General features: G+C 58.9%; 22 protein-coding genes and 1 pseudogene. 15 read left to right on the plus strand and 8 right to left on the minus strand.

Annotated elements, in window-relative coordinates; genetic code table 11:
* Positions 1-77: 77 nt before the first annotated feature.
* On the plus strand, positions 78-548 hold the full coding sequence (locus BLU76_RS02090; protein WP_063323885.1) for an Lrp/AsnC family transcriptional regulator: 471 nt from the start codon (positions 78-80) through the stop codon (positions 546-548).
* A 125-nt stretch (positions 549-673) separates the two neighbouring features.
* Here BLU76_RS02090 and BLU76_RS02095 read toward each other — a convergent pair whose 3' ends face one another.
* Positions 674-2,041, minus strand: a complete 1,368-nt coding sequence (locus tag BLU76_RS02095) for a CYTH domain-containing protein (protein ID WP_063325205.1) — start codon at positions 2,039-2,041, stop codon at positions 674-676.
* 158 nt (positions 2,042-2,199) lie between these two features.
* Here BLU76_RS02095 and argE point away from each other — a divergent pair, with 158 nt between their 5' ends.
* The 3 genes from argE to BLU76_RS02110 all read left to right on the plus strand — a co-directional run bounded on the left by argE (position 2,200) and on the right by BLU76_RS02110 (position 6,590).
* Positions 2,200-3,357 (plus strand): acetylornithine deacetylase, encoded by a 1,158-nt coding sequence (argE, locus tag BLU76_RS02100; RefSeq protein WP_092221324.1) that lies wholly within the window; start codon positions 2,200-2,202, stop codon positions 3,355-3,357.
* A gap of 132 nt (positions 3,358-3,489) precedes the next feature.
* Positions 3,490-4,788 (plus strand): amino-acid N-acetyltransferase, encoded by a 1,299-nt coding sequence (gene argA / locus BLU76_RS02105; RefSeq protein WP_063323887.1) that lies wholly within the window; start codon positions 3,490-3,492, stop codon positions 4,786-4,788.
* Positions 4,789-5,261: 473 nt separating this feature from the next.
* Complete coding sequence (locus BLU76_RS02110; RefSeq protein WP_092221326.1) at positions 5,262-6,590, plus strand: OprD family outer membrane porin; 1,329 nt, start codon at positions 5,262-5,264, stop codon at positions 6,588-6,590.
* 97 nt (positions 6,591-6,687) lie between these two features.
* On the opposite strand, the gene BLU76_RS02115 is transcribed toward BLU76_RS02110, so the two are convergent.
* Together BLU76_RS02115 and BLU76_RS02120 are read right to left on the minus strand one after the other, a co-directional pair.
* Positions 6,688-7,116, minus strand: a complete 429-nt coding sequence (locus BLU76_RS02115; RefSeq protein ID WP_092221331.1) for a type VII toxin-antitoxin system HepT family RNase toxin — start codon at positions 7,114-7,116, stop codon at positions 6,688-6,690.
* Positions 7,106-7,501 (minus strand): type VII toxin-antitoxin system MntA family adenylyltransferase antitoxin, encoded by a 396-nt coding sequence (locus tag BLU76_RS02120; protein ID WP_092221333.1) that lies wholly within the window; start codon positions 7,499-7,501, stop codon positions 7,106-7,108. Before BLU76_RS02120 ends, BLU76_RS02115 begins: the two co-directional genes overlap by 11 nt.
* Positions 7,502-8,198: 697 nt before the next feature.
* Here BLU76_RS02120 and BLU76_RS02125 point away from each other — a divergent pair.
* The 9 genes from BLU76_RS02125 (at position 8,199) to BLU76_RS02165 (ending at position 16,063) form a co-directional block, all read left to right on the plus strand.
* Positions 8,199-8,507, plus strand: coding sequence for an FAD-dependent oxidoreductase (locus tag BLU76_RS02125; RefSeq protein ID WP_256571625.1), 309 nt, complete (start codon positions 8,199-8,201; stop codon positions 8,505-8,507).
* Entirely contained in the window at positions 8,507-10,042 is a 1,536-nt protein-coding gene (locus tag BLU76_RS02130; protein ID WP_092221336.1) for an MFS transporter, read from the plus strand. The genes BLU76_RS02125 and BLU76_RS02130 overlap by 1 nt, the downstream gene beginning before the upstream one ends.
* Positions 10,043-10,377: 335 nt before the next feature.
* Positions 10,378-11,016: a peroxiredoxin gene (locus tag BLU76_RS02135; RefSeq protein ID WP_024617266.1), complete on the plus strand. Its 639-nt coding sequence runs from the start codon at positions 10,378-10,380 to the stop codon at positions 11,014-11,016.
* Between the two features lie 327 nt (positions 11,017-11,343).
* The gene (gene ssuE / locus BLU76_RS02140) at positions 11,344-11,937 is read left to right on the plus strand and encodes an NADPH-dependent FMN reductase (RefSeq protein ID WP_063323891.1); all 594 of its coding nucleotides are present in this window, start codon (positions 11,344-11,346) and stop codon (positions 11,935-11,937) included.
* Positions 11,938-12,027: 90 nt separating this feature from the next.
* The gene (locus tag BLU76_RS02145) at positions 12,028-12,993 is read left to right on the plus strand and encodes a sulfonate ABC transporter substrate-binding protein (RefSeq protein ID WP_063323892.1); all 966 of its coding nucleotides are present in this window, start codon (positions 12,028-12,030) and stop codon (positions 12,991-12,993) included.
* Between the two features lie 24 nt (positions 12,994-13,017).
* Complete coding sequence (ssuD, locus tag BLU76_RS02150) at positions 13,018-14,166, plus strand: FMNH2-dependent alkanesulfonate monooxygenase (RefSeq protein ID WP_092149127.1); 1,149 nt, start codon at positions 13,018-13,020, stop codon at positions 14,164-14,166.
* A 7-nt stretch (positions 14,167-14,173) separates the two neighbouring features.
* Positions 14,174-14,956: an aliphatic sulfonate ABC transporter permease SsuC gene (ssuC, locus tag BLU76_RS02155; protein ID WP_092149124.1), complete on the plus strand. Its 783-nt coding sequence runs from the start codon at positions 14,174-14,176 to the stop codon at positions 14,954-14,956.
* The gene (ssuB, locus tag BLU76_RS02160) at positions 14,953-15,759 is read left to right on the plus strand and encodes an aliphatic sulfonates ABC transporter ATP-binding protein (RefSeq protein ID WP_092221338.1); all 807 of its coding nucleotides are present in this window, start codon (positions 14,953-14,955) and stop codon (positions 15,757-15,759) included. Before ssuC ends, ssuB begins: the two co-directional genes overlap by 4 nt.
* Positions 15,760-15,847: 88 nt before the next feature.
* Positions 15,848-16,063, plus strand: a complete 216-nt coding sequence (locus BLU76_RS02165; protein WP_003177394.1) for a TOBE domain-containing protein — start codon at positions 15,848-15,850, stop codon at positions 16,061-16,063.
* A 178-nt stretch (positions 16,064-16,241) separates the two neighbouring features.
* Here the strand turns inward: BLU76_RS02165 and BLU76_RS02170 are convergent, their stop codons facing one another.
* From BLU76_RS02170 to BLU76_RS02180, 3 genes are all read right to left on the minus strand, one after another.
* Positions 16,242-17,213: a CorA family divalent cation transporter gene (locus BLU76_RS02170; protein ID WP_092221340.1), complete on the minus strand. Its 972-nt coding sequence runs from the start codon at positions 17,211-17,213 to the stop codon at positions 16,242-16,244.
* A gap of 40 nt (positions 17,214-17,253) precedes the next feature.
* Positions 17,254-17,436, minus strand: coding sequence for a hypothetical protein (locus BLU76_RS02175; RefSeq protein WP_092149114.1), 183 nt, complete (start codon positions 17,434-17,436; stop codon positions 17,254-17,256).
* A gap of 109 nt (positions 17,437-17,545) precedes the next feature.
* Positions 17,546-18,259 (minus strand): MgtC/SapB family protein, encoded by a 714-nt coding sequence (locus BLU76_RS02180; RefSeq protein ID WP_092149111.1) that lies wholly within the window; start codon positions 18,257-18,259, stop codon positions 17,546-17,548.
* A gap of 558 nt (positions 18,260-18,817) precedes the next feature.
* On the opposite strand from BLU76_RS02180, the pseudogene BLU76_RS30355 reads away from it, so the two are divergent.
* Positions 18,818-18,901 (plus strand): annotated as a pseudogene (locus BLU76_RS30355) (transporter); the annotation flags it as partial.
* Between the two features lie 28 nt (positions 18,902-18,929).
* On the opposite strand, the gene BLU76_RS02190 reads toward BLU76_RS30355, so the two are convergent.
* Positions 18,930-19,562 (minus strand): TetR/AcrR family transcriptional regulator, encoded by a 633-nt coding sequence (locus BLU76_RS02190; protein WP_063323896.1) that lies wholly within the window; start codon positions 19,560-19,562, stop codon positions 18,930-18,932.
* A 284-nt stretch (positions 19,563-19,846) separates the two neighbouring features.
* Positions 19,847-21,223, minus strand: a complete 1,377-nt coding sequence (locus BLU76_RS02195) for a glutamine synthetase family protein (RefSeq protein WP_014340747.1) — start codon at positions 21,221-21,223, stop codon at positions 19,847-19,849.
* Positions 21,224-21,501: 278 nt separating this feature from the next.
* Between BLU76_RS02195 and BLU76_RS02200 the strand changes: the two genes are divergently transcribed.
* Positions 21,502-22,278, plus strand: a complete 777-nt coding sequence (locus BLU76_RS02200; RefSeq protein WP_092149108.1) for a gamma-glutamyl-gamma-aminobutyrate hydrolase family protein — start codon at positions 21,502-21,504, stop codon at positions 22,276-22,278.
* The last annotated feature ends 29 nt before the right edge of the window (positions 22,279-22,307 follow it).

Raw genomic sequence — 22,307 nt, forward strand, 5'->3', positions numbered from 1 at the left:
TTTCTTATCTAAGATGAGTGATTCTGGCGATATTTTGAATCGCTTGATTCTCTAAATCAGTCATTTTGGGGTTGATTATGCACAGCGAATTGGATGGCTACGACCGCAGGATACTGGCGTTGCTGCAGGAGGATGCCTCGCTGTCCAGTGCACAGATCGCCGAACAGGTCGGCTTGTCTCAATCGCCATGCTGGCGGCGGATCCAGCGGATGAAGGACGAGGGCATCATTCGTGGCCAGGTGACCCTGCTGGATCGCAAGAAAATCGGCCTTAACACGCAGATCTTCGCCGAAATCAAACTCAACGCCCACGGCCGTTCGAACTTCACCGAGTTCACCGAGGCGATCCGCGGCTTCCCCGAAGTACTGGAGTGTTACGTGCTGATGGGGTCGGTGGATTTTCTGTTGCGCATCGTCACGGCGGACATCGAGGCGTATGAGCGATTCTTTTTCGAAAAGCTGTCGATGGTGCCGGGGATCCAGGAAGTGAACTCGATCGTGGCGCTGTCGGAGATCAAGTCGACGACGAGTTTGCCGGTGGTGCGCTGAGTTCTGTGGAGGATGTGCTGGCCCCATCGCGAGCAAGCTCGCTCCCACAGTTGATCATCGGCGGCCACTAGATGTGGTTACAACGCTGACCCCCTGTGGGAACGAGCTTGCTCGCGATGGCGGCGTCACAGGCGCAGCAAAGTCTTCCAAGCCCGATTCTGGTACACCGCAATCGCCTGTTGCTTGCGCGCATCCAGCGTTTCGTCGGTGATCGGTTGGTTGGCCAATTGCGCCAGTTTGTTCAGTTCACCGTAGAGGCGATCCATTTCCGGGATCTCCAGCACATGGCGGGCGTGGTGCAGCCAGGCCTGGATGCGTTCGATGCGCGGCAGTTGCTCGGCGAGGTCTTCCGGCTGCTGCTGGTAGCGTTGCAGTTGCAGGGACGACGACTCTTCGCCGAGCAGGCGCGGCAGCCAGCTGCCCAGTTGCGCCGCGCCCTGGCGATTGCCACGGGTGTTGCGCTCGGCGGCCCAGCTGCGAGCCAGCAGCCAGCGTGAAGTGTTGAGGGAAAACAGGCCCCAACGCGGGTCTTGCAGCTCTTCAAGGAACTGTTCCGGTGCCGCCTTGCGCACGTCTTCGTCATCCAGGCCGGCCTGGACCAGTGGGCGCCAGTCTTCCAGCAACGCGTCCAGGGCCAGGCGCAAATCGTGGGTCGATTGGCGCGGCGCGGCCTGGCCGAGGCTGCTGAGCAGGGCACGCAGTTCGGCGAGGTTTTCCACCCAGTCCTGCAGCAGGCGCCAATGGCCGTTGAAACGGTATTGTTCGGCCAGGCGCTGGCTGCTGCCGAGCAGATGCCAGCTCAGCGCGGCGAAGGCGTCATCCAGCGGCGTTTCGGCGGTCAGTTGTGGCGCTGGCAGGCTCAGGGCGTAGCTGCCTGCGTCGTACAGGCGATAGCCACGCTCGGCCTTGCTGATGTCGCAGGGCATCAGGGGCAGGGTCGCGGCCAGCTCGGCGGCCAGTTCCAGCAGGGCGGCGGGTTCGCCTTCGCGCAGTTCCAGCTCCAGTTCGCAGATTTCTTCCTTCTGCTTGCCGACCACCACATGGCCCAGGTCCAGGGCGGCTTCGATGACCACCTTGCTTTTGCCACGGCCCCAGGCAATTTCAGCGCGTTCGCGAACGAAATCGGTGGTGAAGATGGCCTTGAGGGTTTTCTTGTCCAGTTCGGCCAAGGCCTCTGGCCAGCATTCGCCGTCGAGCTTCTTCAGGTCGAGCTTGGCCTTGGGCAGGTGCCAATCGTACTCGTTGCGCTCGGACAGGCCGGCGACGCTTTGGCCGCGGGTCTTGAGGGTCTGGATCACTTCTTCGCCATCGCGACGCAGGCGCAGGGCGACCTTGGCCCGGGCCAGGTCACGCTCCGGCGTGTCGAAATACTGGTTCATCAGTTCGTGGCGTTCCCAGCCACTCTTGTTGCGTTTTTTCAGCAGCGGGTGCTCGCGCAGGGCTGCCAGGGTCTCGCGGCTGACGCGGAGTTTGATTTCGGTTTCTTTCTGCATGGCCGGAAAATCCAGGGATCGGGTGTGCAGCCAGGGGAAGGTGTGGCTGCCAAGGTCGTGCAGTGTACAGGACTCGCTCATCCTACGCGCCGCGGCGGTTTATTCCTTGCGCCAGATGGTTCTATGATGGACATCAATCTGTAAGCCCGGAGTCAGCGATGCCTTTGCCGTCCATGAAAGATCAATTCGCTGCCCTGATCGCCGCCCCTTCGGTCAGTTGTACCCAGCCTGGGCTGGACCAGTCCAACAGTGCCGTGATCGAACTGCTGGCGGGTTGGCTCGGCGACCTTGGGTTCTCCTGCGACATCCAGCAGGTCAGCCCCGGCAAATTCAACCTGCTGGCCAGTTTCGGCAGCGGCCCCGGAGGCCTGGTACTGGCTGGCCACAGCGACACGGTGCCGTTCGACGGCGCGTTGTGGCAGACCGATCCGCTGAAGCTCACCGAGGTCGATGGCCGCTGGGTGGGCCTGGGCAGTTGTGACATGAAGGGTTTTTTCGCCTTGGTCATCGAAGCGGTCAAGCCGCTGCTGGACCAACCGTTCAAGCAACCGCTGCTGATCCTCGCGACCTGCGACGAAGAAAGCTCCATGGCCGGCGCCCGGGCCCTGGCCGATGCCGGGCGACCACTGGGGCGCGCGGCGGTGATCGGTGAGCCGACCGGCCTGCGGCCGATTCGCTTGCACAAAGGCGTGATGATGGAGCGCATCGACATTCTCGGGCGCAGCGGCCATTCCTCCGATCCGAGCCTGGGCCACAGCGCGCTGGAAGCCATGCACGATGCCATGGGCGAACTGCGCGGGCTGCGCCTGCAATGGCAACGTGAGTTCCGTAACCCGCAGTTCACCGTGCCACAACCGACCCTGAACTTCGGCTGCATCCATGGCGGCGACAATCCCAACCGCATCTGCGGCCAATGTTCCATGGAATTCGACCTGCGCCCCCTGCCGGGCATGGACCCGCAAGTGCTGCGGGCGGCGATCCAACAGAAGCTCGACCCCATCGCCGAACGCCATAAAGTCAAGATCGACTACGCACCGCTGTTCCCCGAAGTGCCACCATTCGAGCAGGCCGAAGACTGCGAACTGGTACGGGTGGCCGAGCGACTCACCGGCCATCGTGCCGAAGCAGTGGCGTTCGGCACCGAAGCGCCTTATCTTCAGCGCCTTGGCTGCGAAACCCTGGTGCTTGGTCCTGGCGATATCGCCTGTGCCCACCAGCCGGGTGAGTACCTTGAAATGTCACGTTTGCAACCTACCGTACAGCTGTTGCGTCAGTTGATCGGACATTACTGCCTGACGCCGGTCACCGCCGGCTAAATTGCCCGTATCCGGGCCCGTATTCATGAGGAGAACGCGCGTGTCGCCAAGCCTGTTCCGACGATAACCACCAGCCCGCTGTGCGTTCCGTTTCGTCTTTTTTCGGCTGTTATTTATTACAGGCCCAGGTTCATGCCCGAATACGTCAATTGGCTTCGTCACGCTTCGCCCTACATCAACGCCCACCGCGATTGCACCTTCATCGTCATGCTGCCCGGCGATGGGGTGGAACACCCTAATTTCGGCAACATCGTCCATGACCTGGTGTTGTTGCACAGCCTCGGCGTGCGCCTGGTGCTGGTCCATGGTTCGCGCCCGCAGATCGAAACCCGCCTCGCTGCGCGGGGCCTCACGCCGCATTATCACCACGGCATGCGCATCACCGATGCCGCGACCCTGGAGTGCGTGATCGACGCGGTCGGCCAGCTGCGCATTGCCATCGAGGCCCGCCTGTCCATGGACATGGCGTCCTCGCCCATGCAGGGCTCGCGGCTGCGGGTCGCCAGCGGCAACCTGGTCACTGCGCGTCCCATCGGTGTGCTCGAAGGCGTGGACTATCACCACACCGGTGAAGTGCGCCGGGTCGATCGCAAGGGCATCAATCGCCTGCTGGACGAGCGCTCCATCGTGTTGCTGTCGCCGTTGGGTTATTCCCCCACCGGAGAGATCTTCAACCTGGCCTGTGAAGACGTTGCCACCCGGGCGGCCATCGACCTGGCGGCCGACAAGCTGCTGTTGTTCGGCAGCGAGCAGGGGTTGATCGGCGAAGATGGCAGGTTGGTGCGCGAGCTGCGTCCGCAGCAGGTGCCGGCTCATATACAGCGCCTGGGCAGTGACTACCAGGCCGAACTGCTGGATGCGGCGGCCCAGGCCTGCCGTGGCGGCGTGGCCCGTAGCCATATCGTCAGTTACGTCGAAAACGGTGCGCTGCTGGCCGAGCTGTTCACCCGCGATGGCAGCGGGACGCTGGTGGCCCAGGAGCAATTCGAGGTGGTGCGCGAAGCGGCCATCGAAGATGTCGGCGGCCTGCTGGACCTGATCAGCCCGCTGGAAGAGCAGGGAATCCTGGTGCGACGCTCCCGCGAAGTGCTGGAACGCGAGATCGAACAATTCAGCGTGGTCGAGCGCGAAGGCATGATCATCGCCTGCGCGGCGTTGTACCAGATCGCCGATTCGGATGCCGGGGAACTGGCCTGCCTGGCGGTGAACCCGGAATACCGCCATGGTGGCCGGGGCGATGAACTGCTGGAGCGAATCGAAACCCGGGCCCGCGCCCAGGGGCTCAAGACGCTGTTCGTGCTGACGACCCGCACCGCCCACTGGTTCCGCGAACGTGGTTTCGAGCCCAGCAGCGTCGAGCGCCTGCCGGCGGCGCGGGCGTCGCTCTACAACTATCAGCGTAATTCGAAAATCTTCGAAAAGGCCTTGTAACCCCCTGGTCATTCCTACCTGCGGGGGACTGTCGCAGGTTGCGTCTTTTTGATTTCAAACAATGAATCGTCAGACGCATAGCGATCAAGATCGCAACCTTCGCAGTTCCCGGCGCGTAGCCAATGAGTATCAAGAGCAGGCCTCTACGCCGGGGATTTCCTTTCTGGGAGGTCCCGACAGAAAACCATTCAGTAATCAGCAGGCTGGCCGATACGCCGGGTCACGGTTGACGAAGCTTTGATGGCGGCTATATTTCCAAACGAGCTGAAAACTGTTGAAACAATTCTTTTTGGGATTATAAAAAATCCATTATCCTGCGGGCCGGTGTAGAGGGGTTAGACCATAGTCGTAGTCATAAATGCTTACGATTGACTTGTCAGTCACGGTCTGGCGCTAATCGCGCATCCGCGGAATCCGGGCGTTCGATCCGGAGCCAAAGATACACAAGAATTAGAAAACGAGAGGAGCGAAGCATGAACAAGTCCACCTTGGCCCTGGCAGTGGCCGTTGGGGTTCTGGCGCAGCAGGCAGGCGCCGCTGGTTTTATCGAGGACAGCAAGGCGTCTGTCAGTTCCCGTACGTTGTACTTTGATAACGATAACCGCGAAGGCGGTGCCGACCAGCGTGAAACCGCTACTGGCCTGAAGTTCGACTACAAGTCCGGCTTCACTCAAGGCGTCGTGGGTTTTGGTATTGATGCCCAGGCATTGGTGGGGATCCATCTCGATGGTGGTAAAGGCCAACACCCCAACAGCAACACCTTCGTCCCAAGCGACACCGATGGCTCCGCCGTGCACAACTGGAGCCGTCTGTCGGGCAACGTGAAGGCGCTGTTCTCCAAGACCGAAGCCCACCTGGGTGGTGCCCTGGCGCCTAACCTGCCGATCCTGGTCGCCAGCGACGGTCGTCTGCTGCCGCAAACCTTCGAAGGTGGCACCATCACCTCCAAGGACCTGGACAACGTAACGTTCAACGCCGGCCAACTGGAACATGCTGTTGGTCGTGCATCGAGCAACCGTACCGGCTTGGCAGTCTCTGGTGGTACCGAGGAAAGCAATCAATTCCGCTACGCCGGTGCTGATTGGAAGGTCACCAAAGACCTGACCCTGCAGTACTACTACGCCAACCTGCAGGATTACTACAAGCAGCACTTCCTGGGTGCTGTACATGTTTTCCCGATCAGCGAAGGCCAGTCGTTCAAGACAGACCTGCGTTACTTCGACAGCAGCTCGGATGGCCGCAACGGCGATGCGGGTTATGATTTCGATAACAACGGTGGCTATGCCAAAGAACAGGGTGTGGTCGATAACAAAACCTGGAGCGCCATGTTCACCTACTCCCTGGGTGGCAGTGCCTTCATGTTGGGGCACCAGCAAGTCGGTGATGACGGTGGTTTTGTTTACCTGAACCAGGGCAGCGTGCTTGACGGCAACGGCAACAATGAAGGTGCCGGTGGTTCGAGCTTCTACCTGTTCACCGATAGCATGATCAACGGATTCGTCCGCGCCGGTGAAAACACCACCTTCGGTCAATACTCCTATGACTTCACCGGTCTGGGCGTTCCTGGCCTGAAAGCCGCTGTCGCCTACTTGCATGGTGAAAACATCAAGTCCACGACCGGTGGAAGCGATTCGTCCGAGTGGGAACGCGACATGCGCTTGGATTACGTCGTCCAGCAAGGTGCTCTGAAAGGTTTCGGCACCACCCTGCGTCACGGTTCTTACCGCGGCACCGGTAGTGGTTCCGGCGCTGACCGGGATCAGACCCGCCTGATCTTCAACTACACTTACAACTTCATGTAAGACGTAGCGAAGTAAAAAAAGCCCCGCCCGGCAGTACGCCGGGCGGGGCTTTTGCGTTTTTGGGGCACGTAGCAGGTTTCGCCCCGTGCTCCCACCGTTATCGCGTGGATTCCGACGCGTCCTTACGCAGGATGAACGCGCTGAACGCCAGGAAATCCCCCAAGTGCTGGGTAATGATCGCAACCATGATCGGCAGTTGCAGAGCTTGATAGTCATGCACGGCGATGTTCCTGAAGCCCACCATGTTCTTCAGGTTTTTCACCAAACCTTCTTCCACCCAGCCACTTTGGAAAAGCAACTCGAACACATCCCGGGAGCTTTGCGGGACACCCAACCGCTCACGTCGAATCAAATGCTGCCCTATATCCAGCGCCGCTTTACATGCACGCTGGATATTCAGAACAGCCGAATCCTGGCGAGTGAAATCGGTGGCAAATGTAGCGGGATCCTTCTCGTATTCCTCCCGCACCCGGGCGATACAACGCTCGATACTCGCTGCCTTGTTGATCAGTACGTCATCGGCCATACACGCTGCCTTCTTCCTGAATATCCTTGAGCAAGCCTGCCCGAGCCTCGTCGAGAGCGGTCTTTTCGCTGAGAACAAAACACTCGAACAACCCCGCCTGTACGTCGCGGGCCCAGAGTCTCTGGCCTCGGGTCACGATCTGATATTGCATGACGGTGGTTGTCGCACGTAGGTCAATCAGATCCACCGGACTGCCAGCGATATCTGCCAAATCCCCTGAAAGCTGCCATAACGACACAGGGTCAACCTCGCCGGACAAGAGCACAGCCATATCGACATCACTGTCAGCTCCGGCGGTTCCCTGTGCATGGCTACCGAACAGGTATACCGCGAGTAAATCGGGCAAGTGATTTTGCAGATGGATCAACAAGGCTTGAGTGTTCATGCTGCCTATCCTGGCTTATCTTGAGATCGGATCAATAATTTACGGCTTAGGATGCAAGTAACCCGACAAAGAACGGCCTATAAAGACTGATCTGTATGGGTGGCCGCCTCAATGGGAAGTCGAGCTTGTAAAGATCGACTCTTTAAGGAGTTTCTAGCTACGATCAGAAGTTTTCACGCCATAGGCTTGTTGATTGTGATGCTTCTGTTTTACTTAATTGTGAGTTTAATTGGTTTTTTTGTTGTGGGGCCGCGCAAGGCATATTACTCAGTGGGTCTGTGGTTGGTCGTGGGAAATTTCCTGCGGGCTATTATGTTGCAAGCGTAGGATGTTTTTTTATCGTTGGAAGAGTCGAGTTTTGGTGGTAGACGATGAGGTTCTACTGGGTAAATTAATGACTTGAGAAGGATGGCTTTCTAAGGAAGTGCCGAAAAGGCTCCCGTGCTGTGACAGACGAAGTGAACGGTTAGGGCCGATAAGGCAGATATTTCCTCTGATGCCGAATATACCGGCAAACCTGAACGGAACCAAGGTGAGGTTATCCGAGTTATAAAATCTATGCGTGCGTGTGTCGCAAAGAAATGCACCTATTGCATCGTGTCTATTCCATGAAATTGCGCTTGAGCCTAGGTTTTTCTTCTGTCGGTTTCGTAAATTTGAATGTTCCTGTTCTTAGGTATGAAGTTTGGAGTTGAAAATGATCTATGACGTTGTTGTAGTCGGTAGCGGTGCTATAGGCGGTTCGATTGCTTTTGAGTTAGCGAGTCGAGGATTAAAAGTTTGTAGGGTTGGTGAGACGGATAGGACTAATGCCGCATCCAAAGCAGCGGGTGCGATGAACGGTTGTTTCGGCGAAGTCACCAGCGGGCTGCTTGCTAGTGGACACGGACGTTTGAAACTGGCTATGGATATCCAGGCCAAAGGTATGTGGCCACAATGGGCGCAGAGGCTTGCACAGGCCTCGGGGCTCTTCAACATACTGAGCTCTCCAAGGAGAAACAACTGATGCACGGAGCGGCAACCTCTCTTGCCTTCATTATCAAGGACCGCTCGAAGGGCGCAGCTTTGCTGGTGATCATGCTTCCGGTTCTGTTGGTGACTATCGATAACACGATCCTCAATTTCGCCTTGCCTCAAATCGCTGCTGCACTGAATCCGTCTGCTGCCGAGCAGCTGTGGATGATTGATGCCTACTCTTTGGTGCTAGCGGGGTTACTGGTCACCATGGGCAGTTCTGGAGATCGTTTTGGTCATCGGCGCATGCTTTGCCTAGGCTGTGCCGGGTTCGCTTTAGTGTCGGTTTGTATAGTTTTTTCACAGCAAGCTTGGCACTTGATTGCGGGACGGGCGCTGTTGGGGTGTTTCGGCGCAATGATTCTGCCAGCGACCCTTGCGCTGATTCGCACCGCATTCGAGGATCGTGAAGAACGACGCTTGGCGGTGGCTATCTGGGCAACCTGCCTGACCATCGGGTCGGCATTGGGGCCGTTGCTGGGCGGCGTGCTGTTGCAGTATTTCGATTGGCAATCGGTTTTCCTGGTTGCTCTACCGTTCCTGCTGCCGGTGCTGCTCTTGGTGCCGATGATCACCGAATCGCCACGGCAGTCCGGCAGATCGACTGATTACCTAAGTATCGTATTGAGCTTGGGAGCCATGACGGGCGTGATGCTGGGCCTCAAGCATCTGGCTACGGTTGGCTTCGATGGCCGGGTGTTATTCTGGGCGCTCTCTGGAGTCTTTCTGGGCGTGGTTTTTGTCCGTCGCCAGTTACGGTTGGAACAGCCACTGCTGGATCTTAAGCTATTCGCTTCTTCTGCCTTCAGTGTCTCCATTGTGACGAACCTTGTAAGCCTGGGCTTGTTGATCGGGTTCATTTTCTTTGCCACTCAATTGTTGCAACTGGTATTTGGACTTTCCCCGTTGCTGGCTAGCTTGATACTGGTGCCGGGGCAAATACTGGCGATCATCGCCGGCCTCGCTATCGTGCCTGTGGCGCAAAAAATCGCACCGAACAAGGTCATTACCGGGTGTTTACTAATTGCCGCGGCAGCCTTTTCGGTGATGGCGCTGTTTGCCGCCACTGCTCTGACGGTAGGGCTGGCTTTCGTGTTGCTCAATGTCAGCATTGCTGCAATCACTACAGTGTCCAATGACCTTGTGTTAGGCGCGGTTCCGGCCGACCGCGCCGGTAGTGCCTCGTCCGTCAGTGAGACGGCTTATGAGGTTGGCGTGGTGTTGGGTACCACATTGATTGGTGGGGGCGTAGCGGCTTTGTATCGGTTGTCGTTGGCGATACCCGAGGGAGTGGCCGAAGAAGTAGTGGCTGCAGCAGCAACCCTGGGAGGGGCGCACGCCGTCAGTCAAACTCAGTCTTCCCTTGTGGCAACGCGGATTCTGGAAATGGCCGATGGCGCGTTCAGGGAGGGGGTCATGATGACAAGCGCTCTTATGGCTGGTCTGATTGTGCTGTTTGCGTTGGTTACATACCGTTATCTGCAAGTGCGAAGTTCCCCGGATCCAGTTGAAAATCGACACCCATAGAATCAGACGATGGAGCCTAAGCCACTCATCGCGAGCAAACTTGCTTTCCTAGGGTAATACCTCGGCAAAAAAAGCCCCGCCCGGCAGCACGCCGGGCGGGGCTCTTGCGTTTCGGGTCTGGCCCACCCCTGTAGCCTTCCCCGAACCTTCTCCTCTTTTCAGCAACTCGAGGCCTTCTCGAACCTCGGAAATGATCTTGGGCCGCTATGCGCCAGGGCGCCAGTGAACAGTTTTTTATATTCACTAATGATCTAAATAAATGGGTATTCATTCTTTTTAAAGCAATGAAAACCGGTGCACAGTTGGTCCCACAACAACCATCCAGGAGCCCCACCATGAGCCTCAGACTCGGCGACATCGCCCCCGACTTCGAACAGGATTCCAGCGCCGGCAAGATCCGTTTCCACGAATGGCTCGGTGACAGCTGGGGCGTGCTGTTTTCCCACCCGGCGGATTTCACCCCGGTGTGCACCACCGAGTTGGGCCTGACCGCCAAGCTCAAGGATGAATTCGCCCAGCGCGGGGTCAAGGCCATTGCCCTCTCGGTTGACCCGGTGGACTCGCACCACAAATGGATCGAGGACATCAACGAGACCCAGAACGCCGTGGTCAATTTTCCGATCCTGGCCGATGCCGATCGCAAGGTGTCGGACCTGTACGACCTGATCCATCCCAACGCCAGCGACACGTTGACTGTGCGTTCCTTGTTCGTGATCGACCCGAACAAGAAGATCCGCCTGACCATTACCTACCCGGCCAGCACCGGGCGCAATTTCAATGAGATCCTGCGGGTGATCGACTCGCTCCAATTGACCGACAACTACAAAGTCGCCACTCCGGCCAACTGGCAGGATGGTGATGAAGTGGTGATCGTGCCGTCGCTCAAGGATGAAGAGGAACTCAAGCAGCGCTTCCCCAAGGGTTACCGCGCCGTGAAACCTTACCTGCGCCTGACCCCACAGCCCAATCGCTGAGGCAACACCTGAACCTGATCTGATGATCGTTCCCACGCTTGCGTGGGAACGCCTCAACGGACGCTCCGCGTTCGGCTTTGGGACGCAGAGCGTCCCTGGCTGCATTCCCACGCAGAGCGTGGTAACGATCAGTACCTGTGCACCAAGGGTTTAGCCGTTTCGACGGCCTTTTTTATTGCTTAAAAAGAGAGCGAGTTGCATATCTCTTAATTGCATAAACAAATGAATAAATATGATTTAAAGATATATAAATCCCCTGTTATGGTTTGCCCCATACAGCGAGATCGCCCACCGCGAATCGCACGTGACAGTTAAGGAATAGCAGGCATGTTGGTCGTCTCACTCGGTGGCAGTCCCAGTCAACGCTCCCGCTCCGGGGTACTGCTGGAGCGGTCGCAACGCTGGTTGCAGCAGCAAGGTGTGGAAGTGGTGAGCTATCAGGTGCGCGACTTCCCGGCCGAAGATCTGCTCCATGCCCGTTTCGACAGCCCTAAGGTCGTCGACCTGCTCCAGCAGATCGAAAATGCCGACGGCCTGTTGATTGCCACGCCGGTGTACAAGGCGTCTTTTTCCGGTGCGCTGAAGACCGTACTGGACTTGCTGCCTGAACGGGCCCTGGCCCATAAGGTGGTGTTGCCGATGGCAACCGGCGGCAGCATCGCCCATATGCTGGCGGTGGATTACGCCCTCAAGCCGGTGTTGTCGGCGCTCAAGGCCCAGGAAATGCTCCATGGGATCTTTGCCGAAGACAGCCAGATCGCTTACGGCGAAGGCAGCGCCCAGGCGCAATTGGCGCCGGCCCTGCAGCAGCGCCTGGACGAGGCGCTGGAACAGTTTTTCAGCGCCATGGCCCGCCGGCCCAGGCCGCTGGACCCCAGTGTATTGAACGAACGTTTGTTGAGTGCTCGCTGGAGCATTTGAACCCCTGACACTCTGATTCAACTCACCTTACTCAGCCGCCAACGGCCCAGCAGGTGCAGCCAAAACCCCACAGCAAAAAGGAGAGGCGCCATGCGCACTGTCATTTTGCGTCGCGGGCTGGTCGCTCTGTTTGCTGCGGCTGTGTCCCTCGGCGTCATTACTCAAGCTCAAGCCGAGACCTTGCGGATCGGTTACCAGAAATACGGCACCCTGGTGCTGCTCAAGGCCAAGGGCTCGTTGGAGAAACGCCTCGCCGCCCAAGGCGTGGACGTGCAATGGACCGAGTTTCCCGGCGGCCCGCAGTTGCTGGAAGGCTTGAACGTCGGCTCCATCGACTTCGGCGTGACCGGTGAAACCCCGCCGGTGTTTGCCCAGGCCGCGGGCGCCGATCTGCTCTATGTCGCTTATGAGCCACCGGCACCCACCAGCGAGGCCATCCTCGTGCCCAAGGGGTCGGCCATCCAGTCGGTGCAAGAGCTGAAGGGCAAGAAAGTCGCGCTGAACAAAGGCTCCAACGTCCACTACCTGCTGGTGCGGGCGCTGGAAGATGCCGGCCTGGAATATTCCGACATCCAGACCGTGTTCCTGCCTCCGGCCGACGCCCGCGCCGCTTTCGAGCGTGGCAGCGTCGACGCCTGGGTGATCTGGGACCCGTACCAGGCTGCCGCCGAACAGCAATTGCAGGCACGCACCCTGCGTGACGGCAAGGGCATCGTCGATAACCACCAGTTCTACCTCGCCACCAAACCCTATGCGCAAAAGAATCCTCAGGTCATCACGACGCTGGTGGAAGAGGTGCGCGCAGTGGGGGAGTGGTCCAAGGCCAATCCTGACGACGTGACCAAGCAGGTCTCGCCGCTGCTGGGCCTGCCTGCCGACATCACCCTGACGTCGGTGAAACGCCAAGGCTACGGGGCGTTGTTCCTTACGCCGGAGGTGGTGGCGGCGCAGCAGAAAATCGCCGACAGCTTCTATCAGCTCAAATTGATTCCCAAGCCCTTGAGCATCAAGGACGTGATCTGGACGCCGCCGGCGGCCGTTGCGAAAGCGCAGTAATTCGATCCCTTAGGAGACCACTCCATGAGCCTCAATATTTTCTGGTTCCTGCCTACCCACGGTGACGGCCACTACCTTGGCACCGCCGAAGGCGCCCGCGCCGTCGATCACGGCTACTTGCAACAGATCGCCCAGGCAGCGGATCGACTGGGTTTCGGTGGCGTGCTGATCCCCACCGGGCGTTCCTGCGAGGACTCCTGGCTGGTGGCCGCTTCGTTGATTCCCGTGACCCAGCGCCTGAAATTCCTCGTCGCCCTGCGCCCCGGGATCATTTCCCCGACGGTGGCCGCGCGTCAGGCTGCGACCCTCGACCGGTTGTCCGGCGGGCGGGCGCTGTTCAACCTGGTGACCGGCGGCGACCCGGATGAGTTGGCCGGCGACGGCCTGTTCCTTGACCACGAGCAACGCTACCAGGCGTCGGTGGAATTCACCCGTATCTGGCGTCGGGTCTTGGAAGGCGAAACCGTGGATTACGACGGCGAACACATCAGTGTGAAGGGCGCCAAGCTGCTCTACCCACCGATCCAGCAACCGCGTCCGCCGCTGTATTTCGGCGGCTCGTCGGAAGCAGCCCAGGACTTGGCAGCCGAGCAGGTGGAAATGGTGCTGACCTGGGGCGAGCCGCCAGCAGCCGTCGCGGAAAAAATCCAACAGGTGCGGGCCAAGGCCGCGAAGCTCGGTCGCACCGTACGCTTCGGCATCCGCTTGCATGTGATCGTGCGCGAGACCAACGCCGAAGCCTGGCAAGCGGCCGACCGGCTGATCTCCCACCTGGACGACGAGACCATCGCTCGGGCCCAGGCTTCCCTGGCGCGCTTCGACTCAGTGGGCCAGCAACGCATGGCCGCCCTGCACGGTGGCCGTCGCGACAAGCTGGAAGTCAGCCCCAACCTCTGGGCCGGCGTGGGCCTGGTTCGCGGCGGGGCCGGTACGGCGCTGGTGGGCGATGGCCCGACCGTGGCGGCGCGGGTCAAGGAATACGCCGGGCTTGGCATCGACACCTTCATCTTCTCCGGTTATCCGCACCTGGAAGAGTCCTATCGCGTGGCGGAACTGCTGTTCCCCCACCTGGACGTGGAGCGCCCGGAACTGCCGAAAAGCCAAGGTTATGTGAGCCCGTTCGGTGAAATGGTCGCCAACGATATTCTTCCCAAAGCCGCGTCCCAGAGCTGAGGCGGCCATGAAGAAAATCATCCACAACCTCGCGCCCTGGGCGGTGCCGCTGCTATTGCTGGCGGTATGGCAACTGTCGGTGTCGACCGGTTGGTTATCCACGCGGATCCTGCCGGCACCCGTGGCCGTGATCGAGGCCGGGGTCAATCTGGTGCGCAGCGGCGAGATCTGGACGCACCTGGCGATCAGCGGCTGGCGGGCAGCAGTCGGATTCCTGATCGGCGGCGGCATCGGCCTGGCCCTGGGCTTCATCACTGGTTTGTCGAAATGGGGCGAGCGTCTGCTGGACAGTTCCGTGCAAATGCTCCGGAACATCCCGCACCTGGCGCTGATTCCGTTGGTGATCCTGTGGTTTGGCATTGATGAGTCGGCGAAGATTTTCCTGGTGGCGCTGGGTACGTTGTTCCCGATCTACCTCAACACCTACCACGGCATTCGCAACGTCGACCCGGCACTGGTGGAAATGTCCCGCAGCTACGGTTTGTCTGGCTTGCGCCTGTTTCGTCAAGTGATCCTGCCTGGCGCCCTGCCTTCGATCCTGGTGGGCGTGCGCTTTGCCCTGGGTTTCATGTGGCTGACGCTGATCGTGGCGGAAACCATCTCGGCCAGCGCCGGCATCGGCTATCTGGCGATGAATGCCCGGGAGTTCCTGCAGACCGATGTGGTGGTGTTGGCGATTCTTCTCTACGCCGTGCTGGGCAAATTGGCCGACCTTGCCGCCCGTGGGCTTGAGCGGGTCTGGCTGCGTTGGCACCCGGCCTACCAGGTGGACAAGGGAGGTGCCGCATGACCGCCCAACAACCTCCGCGCCTGCGGCGTGGCATCCCGCTGGCAGTGCGCAAGCTGCAAAAAACCTTCGGTACACGCCAGGTGTTGCGTGACATCGACCTGCATATCCCGGCCGGACAGTTCGTGGCCGTGGTCGGTCGCAGTGGCTGTGGCAAAAGTACCTTGCTGCGGTTGCTGGCCGGTCTCGATCAACCCACCGACGGCCAACTGTCGGCGGGCTCGGCAGCGTTGAGTGCCGCGCAACAGGACACGCGGTTGATGTTCCAGGAAGCGCGTTTGCTGCCTTGGAAAAAAGTCATCGACAACGTCGGCCTTGGACTAAAGGGCAACTGGCGCTCGCAGGCGCTGCAAGCACTGGAAGCCGTCGGTTTGGCCGACCGTGCCCATGAGTGGCCGGCGGCGCTGTCCGGCGGGCAGAAACAACGAGTGGCCCTGGCCCGCGCGCTGATTCATCAGCCACGCCTGTTGCTGCTCGATGAACCCTTGGGGGCGCTGGACGCACTGACCCGCATCGAGATGCAGCAACTGATCGAAAACCTCTGGCAGCAGCACGGCTTCACGGTGTTGCTGGTGACCCACGATGTTAGCGAGGCGGTAGCGATTGCCGATCGGGTGATCCTGATCGAGGCCGGCCAGATCGGCCTCGACCTGCCCATCGACCTGCCACGCCCACGGGTTCGCGGCTCTCATCGCCTGGCGAGCCTGGAAACCGAAGTCCTCAACCGCGTGCTGTCCTTGCCCGGCCAACCGCCGGAACCGGAACCCGTTTCACCCTTGCCCACGCAATTGCGGTGGGCGCAGTGAGGCAGTTGCAAGCTTCAAGCTATAAGCGACAAGTCAAAGCAAATCGGCTTTTTACTTGCCGCTCATTTCAACCCCCAGGAGAAATCGTATGACTATCAAAGCCATCAACGTACGCAACCAGTTCAAAGGCACCATCAAGGAAATCGTCGAAGGCGACGTGCTGTCGGAAATCGACGTGCAGACCGCGTCGGGCATCGTCACTTCGGTCATCACCACCCGCTCGGTCAAGGAGCTGGAGCTGGCGATTGGCAGCGAAGTGATTGCCTTCGTCAAATCCACCGAGGTGTCGATCGCCAAGTTGTGAGCGATGGTTCACCCGCAGCCCCGGACGGCGTGAGCCTTTCGGGGTTTTTATTTGCTCAGGCTGCATCAGTTCTGGCGTGTCCAATGAGAGCTTCCTGCACCTTTTTGCAGCCAATCTTCAAGGCAACTGGTGCGTCGAGAAAGATCACGTTCGTCGACGAGCCAGTAAGCACTTTCAACTAGCGCAGCCAACCCTTGCGCTTGATATAAACAAGCGGGAGAACCGCAGCCGAAAGTGTCAGCCCCATTGAATAGATGAAACCGTGCTCCCACGAAAGCTCGGGCATTACCGCGAAGTTCATGCCGTAGAACGTGCCAACCAGGGTGGGCGGCAGGAAAACGGCGGTGATGATGGTGAACACCTTGACGATTTGGTTCTGTTTTATGTTGAGAATGTTCGTCACGGCATTTTGCAGGTACCGTACTTTTTCGTGTTCGAAGTAGGCATGCTCCTTGACGCCCGCAACGTCGGCTGTGAGTTCATTCACAAGGCCCTGCAAATCAGCTTCGGTGGTGTTGTCCACCTCGCTGCTCAGGTATCGCACTGTGCGTGCAAGCGAGAGTTGTGCCTCAATACAGAGAGAGATCAGCTCTTCCTTGTCGTTGAGTGCGCGCATCGTTTCGATCAGGTCCGGTACGCCCAACTCCTTACCATTCGAGTTGTAGCCATCGGAGATTTCGGAGATCTCCTCGGTACTCCTCTCCAACTCGTCGGCAATACGGTCGATGACAGCGTCAGCGCCGTCGTTGGCCATCTGTAGTAACACTAGAAGTATTGCCTTCGGACTTTGGGTATTGGCCGGCTTTCGGCGCAAGCGCTGAAGGGCGACATCAAAAGGGCGGAAGTGCGCGTCATCGCAGAGAATCGCTACCACCTGCTCACCCAAGACAAAGGTCACGCCGCCAAAATGCGGGGTCCCGCTTGCATCCAATGCAAGCAGTTTCGAGCGCATGTACAGAAAATGACCATCCTCTATGACGCTACTGTTTTTTGGGGCGGTTTCGATGCCAAAACGCTGTTGTAGATTCGCGCTTTCTTCGACCGTTGGTGCGTTTACCTCAAGCCAAACGACCTCATGATCATGCTCCGGCTGAGGTAGCCCCTGAGCGATGGAAAGTGTTGCGTGATTGTTGATAATGCTGCGGATCATGTCTGATTACTCGTAGATGGGGCATTGTATGAGCAATGCCCTACTTGGACGTTGGATTGAGCTCGCTGTGGGAAGGCGAGGTTGATGATGTCGTGGTTTCCTGGTCCGGTGGCTGCATGTAGTGCACCGCCGTCATGACTATTGCGAGCACCAGATACAACACGATCACCGCAACGATCACTTCGTTCTCAAGGCTGGTGCGGTTTGGCGGCTTCTTTTTCATGGCAAGCTCCTGGGTTCGTCTTTACGGAGGGGAATAAAACCGGAGGACGAGTTGCTGGTGTCTCCGGTGTGTGCTGACGCCGACGGTGCGGCGTATATCGGCAGGGTGTTTACTCGTCTTGCAGATTGCTGTTGAGCAGTTGCCAACGTACAGAACTCACCCCTTTTTCCAGGCTCACCCGGCTGGCCAACTGTTCCAGTTGTGCCGGGCTTGCGGGTGTGCCGATAAGTTCAGCGCGTACTTCGAGTTTGTCCGGGTTGGCCAAGTCTTCACTGTGCAGTGATTGCAAGCGCAGCGCGCTTCCGCTCAAGCCATGCAGGACGAGGGTGCGCACATGCACTTCATCCTCCGCCCGGCAGACAATGTTGAAAGTAAAGCGCTGATCAACTTCAACGGCGGCGGCTGCGCCCTGGCGATTGATACGCTGGGCGGCCTCGCGTAGGAGGATGTTGGCGCAGAGCACCACCAGCGTTCCGATGGCGGCCTCCAGCATATGTCCCATGCCTGACAAAATGCCTATTGCAGCGGAGCACCAAAGCGTCGCGGCAGTATTGAGACCCCGCACATTCAGGCCTTCGCGCATAATCACGCCGGCACCCAGAAAGCCAATGCCTGATACGACTTGAGCGGCTATCCGCGCGGCCCCCGAGCTGTCACCGGTGGCGGTAAGTAGTGAAACCATGACGAACAAGGCCGCGCCGGTCGAAACCAGGGCATTGGTACGCAATCCAGCCAGACGCTGGCGTAGTTGACGTTCGGCACCTACCAGGGCGCCTAGAGTGAGCGCGACGGTCACGCGCAGAAAAAAGATTGTCCAATCCATTATTCACTTCCATACCGACGATTTGTTCGCAGAGCGAACAGAGTTTTGGGAATGGATCGCGAAGGCTGAGCGAAGGCCCACAGATGCGCTAAGCACTTGCGTGCTGGCACTGGGCGAGTTCATGGGGAAGGAGGCTTTGAATCCCGAGCCGGGACCGAAATACCACTATCCGCCGTAAGACGGCAAGACAGTGGCAGAGAGGGGTTCTGCTGGACTAGCTTGCCGTTTTAGCCTGTCGTGATCGACTGGGGTAACTGTCCAAGACTGGACTCCTGTGTGGACTAAAAAGCGGGGGCGAAAGTAAATTCTTTAAATGCAGAAATCAAGAAACAGCCGGGGGGGATTTGTTTCAGTTCGCGTCAGACATTGTCCCCCGGTCGCTATCACCAGCCCCTTGATCAAAGCAAACCGTGCGCAAGACCGAGGCGGGGACCCTTGCACGGAGTTGTGTTCGTTCAGGTTGGTTCTATGACAATTGGCTCCATGGCCAGGGCGAACACGTCGACGTCGTTGGGCAAGATCGAGACGGCCAGATCTGCTTCGACCTGCCCATCGACCGGCGTCAAGGAGTTGGAATTGGCCATCGGCAGCGAAGTGCTTGCCTTCGTCAAATCCACCGAGGTGTCGATCGCCAAGTTGTGAGCAATGGTTCACCCGAGCGTGGTAACGATCAATCAGAACGCTTGGGCAAATACGGCGGCAGGTACAACCCCAGGTAGGCATCGAATACCCGCATGCCTTCTTCGGCCATGCGCGGTGTGATGTGGCCGTGCTGTTGTATCGAGCGGGCGTAGACGCGGTCGCCCAGTTCCATGGCCAGGGCGAACACGTCGACGTCGCCGGGCAGGGGCGGCAGGGCGAAATGGTGGTCGAACACCTTGTGCATCAAGTCACTCAGCTCGAGATCGTGTTGGCGGTCGGCCTGGGTGACTTCGGTCAGGCCGTGCTGGGCCAGGATCAGCTGGCGAGCGGCGGCGTCCTGGTTGTAGATGGCGAGCATGCGCTGTTCCACCAGCCGTGACAGGTCGTGCCAATGGTTCAGCGCTGCATGATCGATCGGTGCTTGCAGGCCCGCGCGAAAAGCGGCGTGGACGTCGGCGGTCAGGGCTTCGAGCAGGGCCGGGACGCTGGCGAAAAAATGGTACACGGAGGAGGGCGGGATCCCGGCGCGCTCGGCGACGCTGTAGATCGACAAGCTGGCCACGCCTTCGGCGGCAAGCAGCGTCCGGGCGGCATCGAGAATGGTGTCGATCCGGGCCTGGCTGCGTGCGCGGGGTTTGCGAGGGGTGGCGATGCGCGTCATGGCTGTCTCCTGCGGGGCTGGCGGGCATTGTACGCAGAGCGAGGGGAGGGTCCATAGCGGCGCTTGGGAAGAAAGGCATCCCTGTGGCGAGGGAGCTTGCTCCCGCTGGGCTGCGAAGCAGCCCCGAAGTCAGCCACTGCGGTGCTTCAGGTTGACCGATTAAGCCTTTTTGGGGCTGCTGCGCAGCCCAGCGGGAGCAAGCTCCCTCGCCACATGGGTGTTGTGAACAGCTAAAAAAACGCCGCAGCCTTTAGGGCCGCGGCGTTTTTCTTTACAGCAACCCCTTACACGGTATGCAGGTACCAGTTGTACTCGAGGTCGGAGATGGAGTGTTCGAACTCTTCCAGCTCACTTTCCTTGCAGGCCACGAAGATATCGATGTATTTCGGATCGATGTACTTGGCCATGACTTCGCTGTCGTCCAGTTCGCGCAGGGCATCGCGCAAGTTGTTCGGCAGGCTTTGCTCGTTCTGCTCGTAGCTGTTGCCTTCCACCGGCGCACCGGGCTCGATCTTGTTGACCAGGCCGTGGTGCACGCCTGCCAACACGGAGGCCATCAGCAGGTACGGGTTGGCATCGGCACCGGCAACGCGGTGTTCCAGGCGCACGGCATCGGCCGAACCGGTAGGGACGCGCAAAGCCACGGTGCGGTTGTCCAGGCCCCAGGTCGGCGAGTTCGGCACGTAGAACTGTGCGCCGAAACGACGGTAGGAGTTGACGTTCGGGCAGAGGAAAGCCATCTGCGCGGGCAGGGTCTCGAGCACACCGCCGATCGCGTGACGCAGTGCGGCGTTCTGCTCGGGATCCTCGCTGGCAAAAATATTCTTGCCATCTTTATCAAGAATCGAGATGTGGACGTGCAGACCATTACCCGCCTGGCCCGGATACGGCTTGGCCATGAAGGTGGTGTCCATTTCATGGTCGTAGGCGATGTTCTTGATCAGACGCTTGAGCAGGACCGCATAGTCGCAGGCCTTGATCGGGTCGGCCACGTGGTGCAGGTTCACTTCGAACTGCGCCGGGGCACTTTCCTTGACGATGGCGTCGGCGGGAATGCCTTGCTCCTTGGCCCCTTCCAGAATGTCCTGGAGGCAATCGACGTATTCGTCGAGGTCATCGATCAGGTAGACCTGGGTCGAGTGCGGGCGTTTGCCGGAGATCGGCGAGCGCGGCGGTTGTGGGCGTCCATTCACGTTCTCCTGGTCGATCAGGTAGAACTCCAGCTCGAATGCGGCGCAGATGGTCAGGCCCAGTTCATCGAACTTGGTCACGACTTGGCGCAGGACTTCACGCGGGTCGGCGAAGAAAGGCTCGCCTTCGAGTTCGTGCATGGTCATCAACAGTTGCGCAGTAGGGCGCTTCTGCCAGGGTTCATTGCACAGGGTGTCAGGGATTGGATAACAGATCCGGTCAGCGTCGCCGATGTCCAGGCCCAGGCCGGTGCTTTCCACCGTAGAGCCGTTGATATCCAGGGCAAATAAAGAGGCCGGCAGGTTGATGCCTTTCTCGTAAACCTTGTGGAGGCTGGTGCGTTCTATGCGCTTGCCGCGCACCACACCATTCATATCCGCAATCAGAAGGTCAACGTACAGAACCTCAGGATGTTCCTTAAGGAACGCGTTCGCTTCGTTAAGCTGAACGGCACGCGGGGGTACCGACATGATGCAACACCTTTGTTGTTAAAAATATCAATCATTGATCTCTTCGAAAGCCAGTCAACCCGAACGGCATGCCGAAGTCAAGCAGGGCCTTTTTTGCCCTAAAAAAGCACCTCAAGGGCTTTTTTGAGGCAATTTGGGGCGTTTTTTTCCCTTTAGAGGGCTTGGCGCCCGCAGGCTTGAGCGGGCCGTGTTGTATTTTTTACGGGGGTGTTGTGTAAAAAAATGAACAAGGCTAAGCTCGATTCAAACCCATAACAGCAATAATACCGGGGTGCTTCATGTCTCGCCTGCCGTTAATCGGCGTCACCACCTGCTCCAGGCAGATTGGTCTGCATGCTTATCACATCAGTGGCGAAAAATATTCCCGGGCTGTCGCAACAGCCGCCAAGGGCATGCCAGTGCTGATCCCGTCCCTGGCGGAGCTGTTCCCGCCGTCCGATATTCTGGACGCCCTGGACGGCATTCTTCTGACTGGCTCTCCTTCCAATGTAGAACCTTTTCATTACCAGGGCCCGGCCAGTGCGCCAGGCACTGCTCATGATCCTGCACGGGACGCCACCACCTTGCCGCTGATCCGCGCCGCTGTCGATGCGGGTATCCCGGTGCTGGGCATTTGCCGAGGTTTCCAGGAGATGAACGTAGCCTTTGGCGGCAGCCTGCATCAGAAAGTTCATGAAGTCGGAACGTTCATCGATCATCGTGAAGACGATACTCAAGCGGTGGATGTCCAATACGGTCCTGCCCATGCCGTACATATCCAGCCTGGTGGTGTACTTGCAGGGTTGGGGTTGCCCCAGCTAATAGAAGTCAACTCGATCCACAGCCAAGGCATCGAGCGCCTGGCACCTGGGTTGCGGGCCGAAGCGGTGGCCCCCGACGGCCTGATCGAGGCTGTTTCGGTGCCAGGAGGCAAGGCTTTTGCTTTAGGTGTGCAATGGCACCCCGAATGGGAGGTAAGCTCTAACCCGCACTACCTTGCGATTTTCCAGGCATTTGGCGATGCCTGCCGAGCAAGGGCAGCACAACGCGACGCCGATGCGTCAAACAACGCCTGACGACTAATAGCCGTCAGGAAACTCACGCC

The organism is Pseudomonas sp. NFACC08-1, assembly GCF_900106735.1.
GTDB classification, from domain to species: Bacteria; Pseudomonadota; Gammaproteobacteria; order Pseudomonadales; family Pseudomonadaceae; genus Aquipseudomonas; species Aquipseudomonas fluorescens_Q.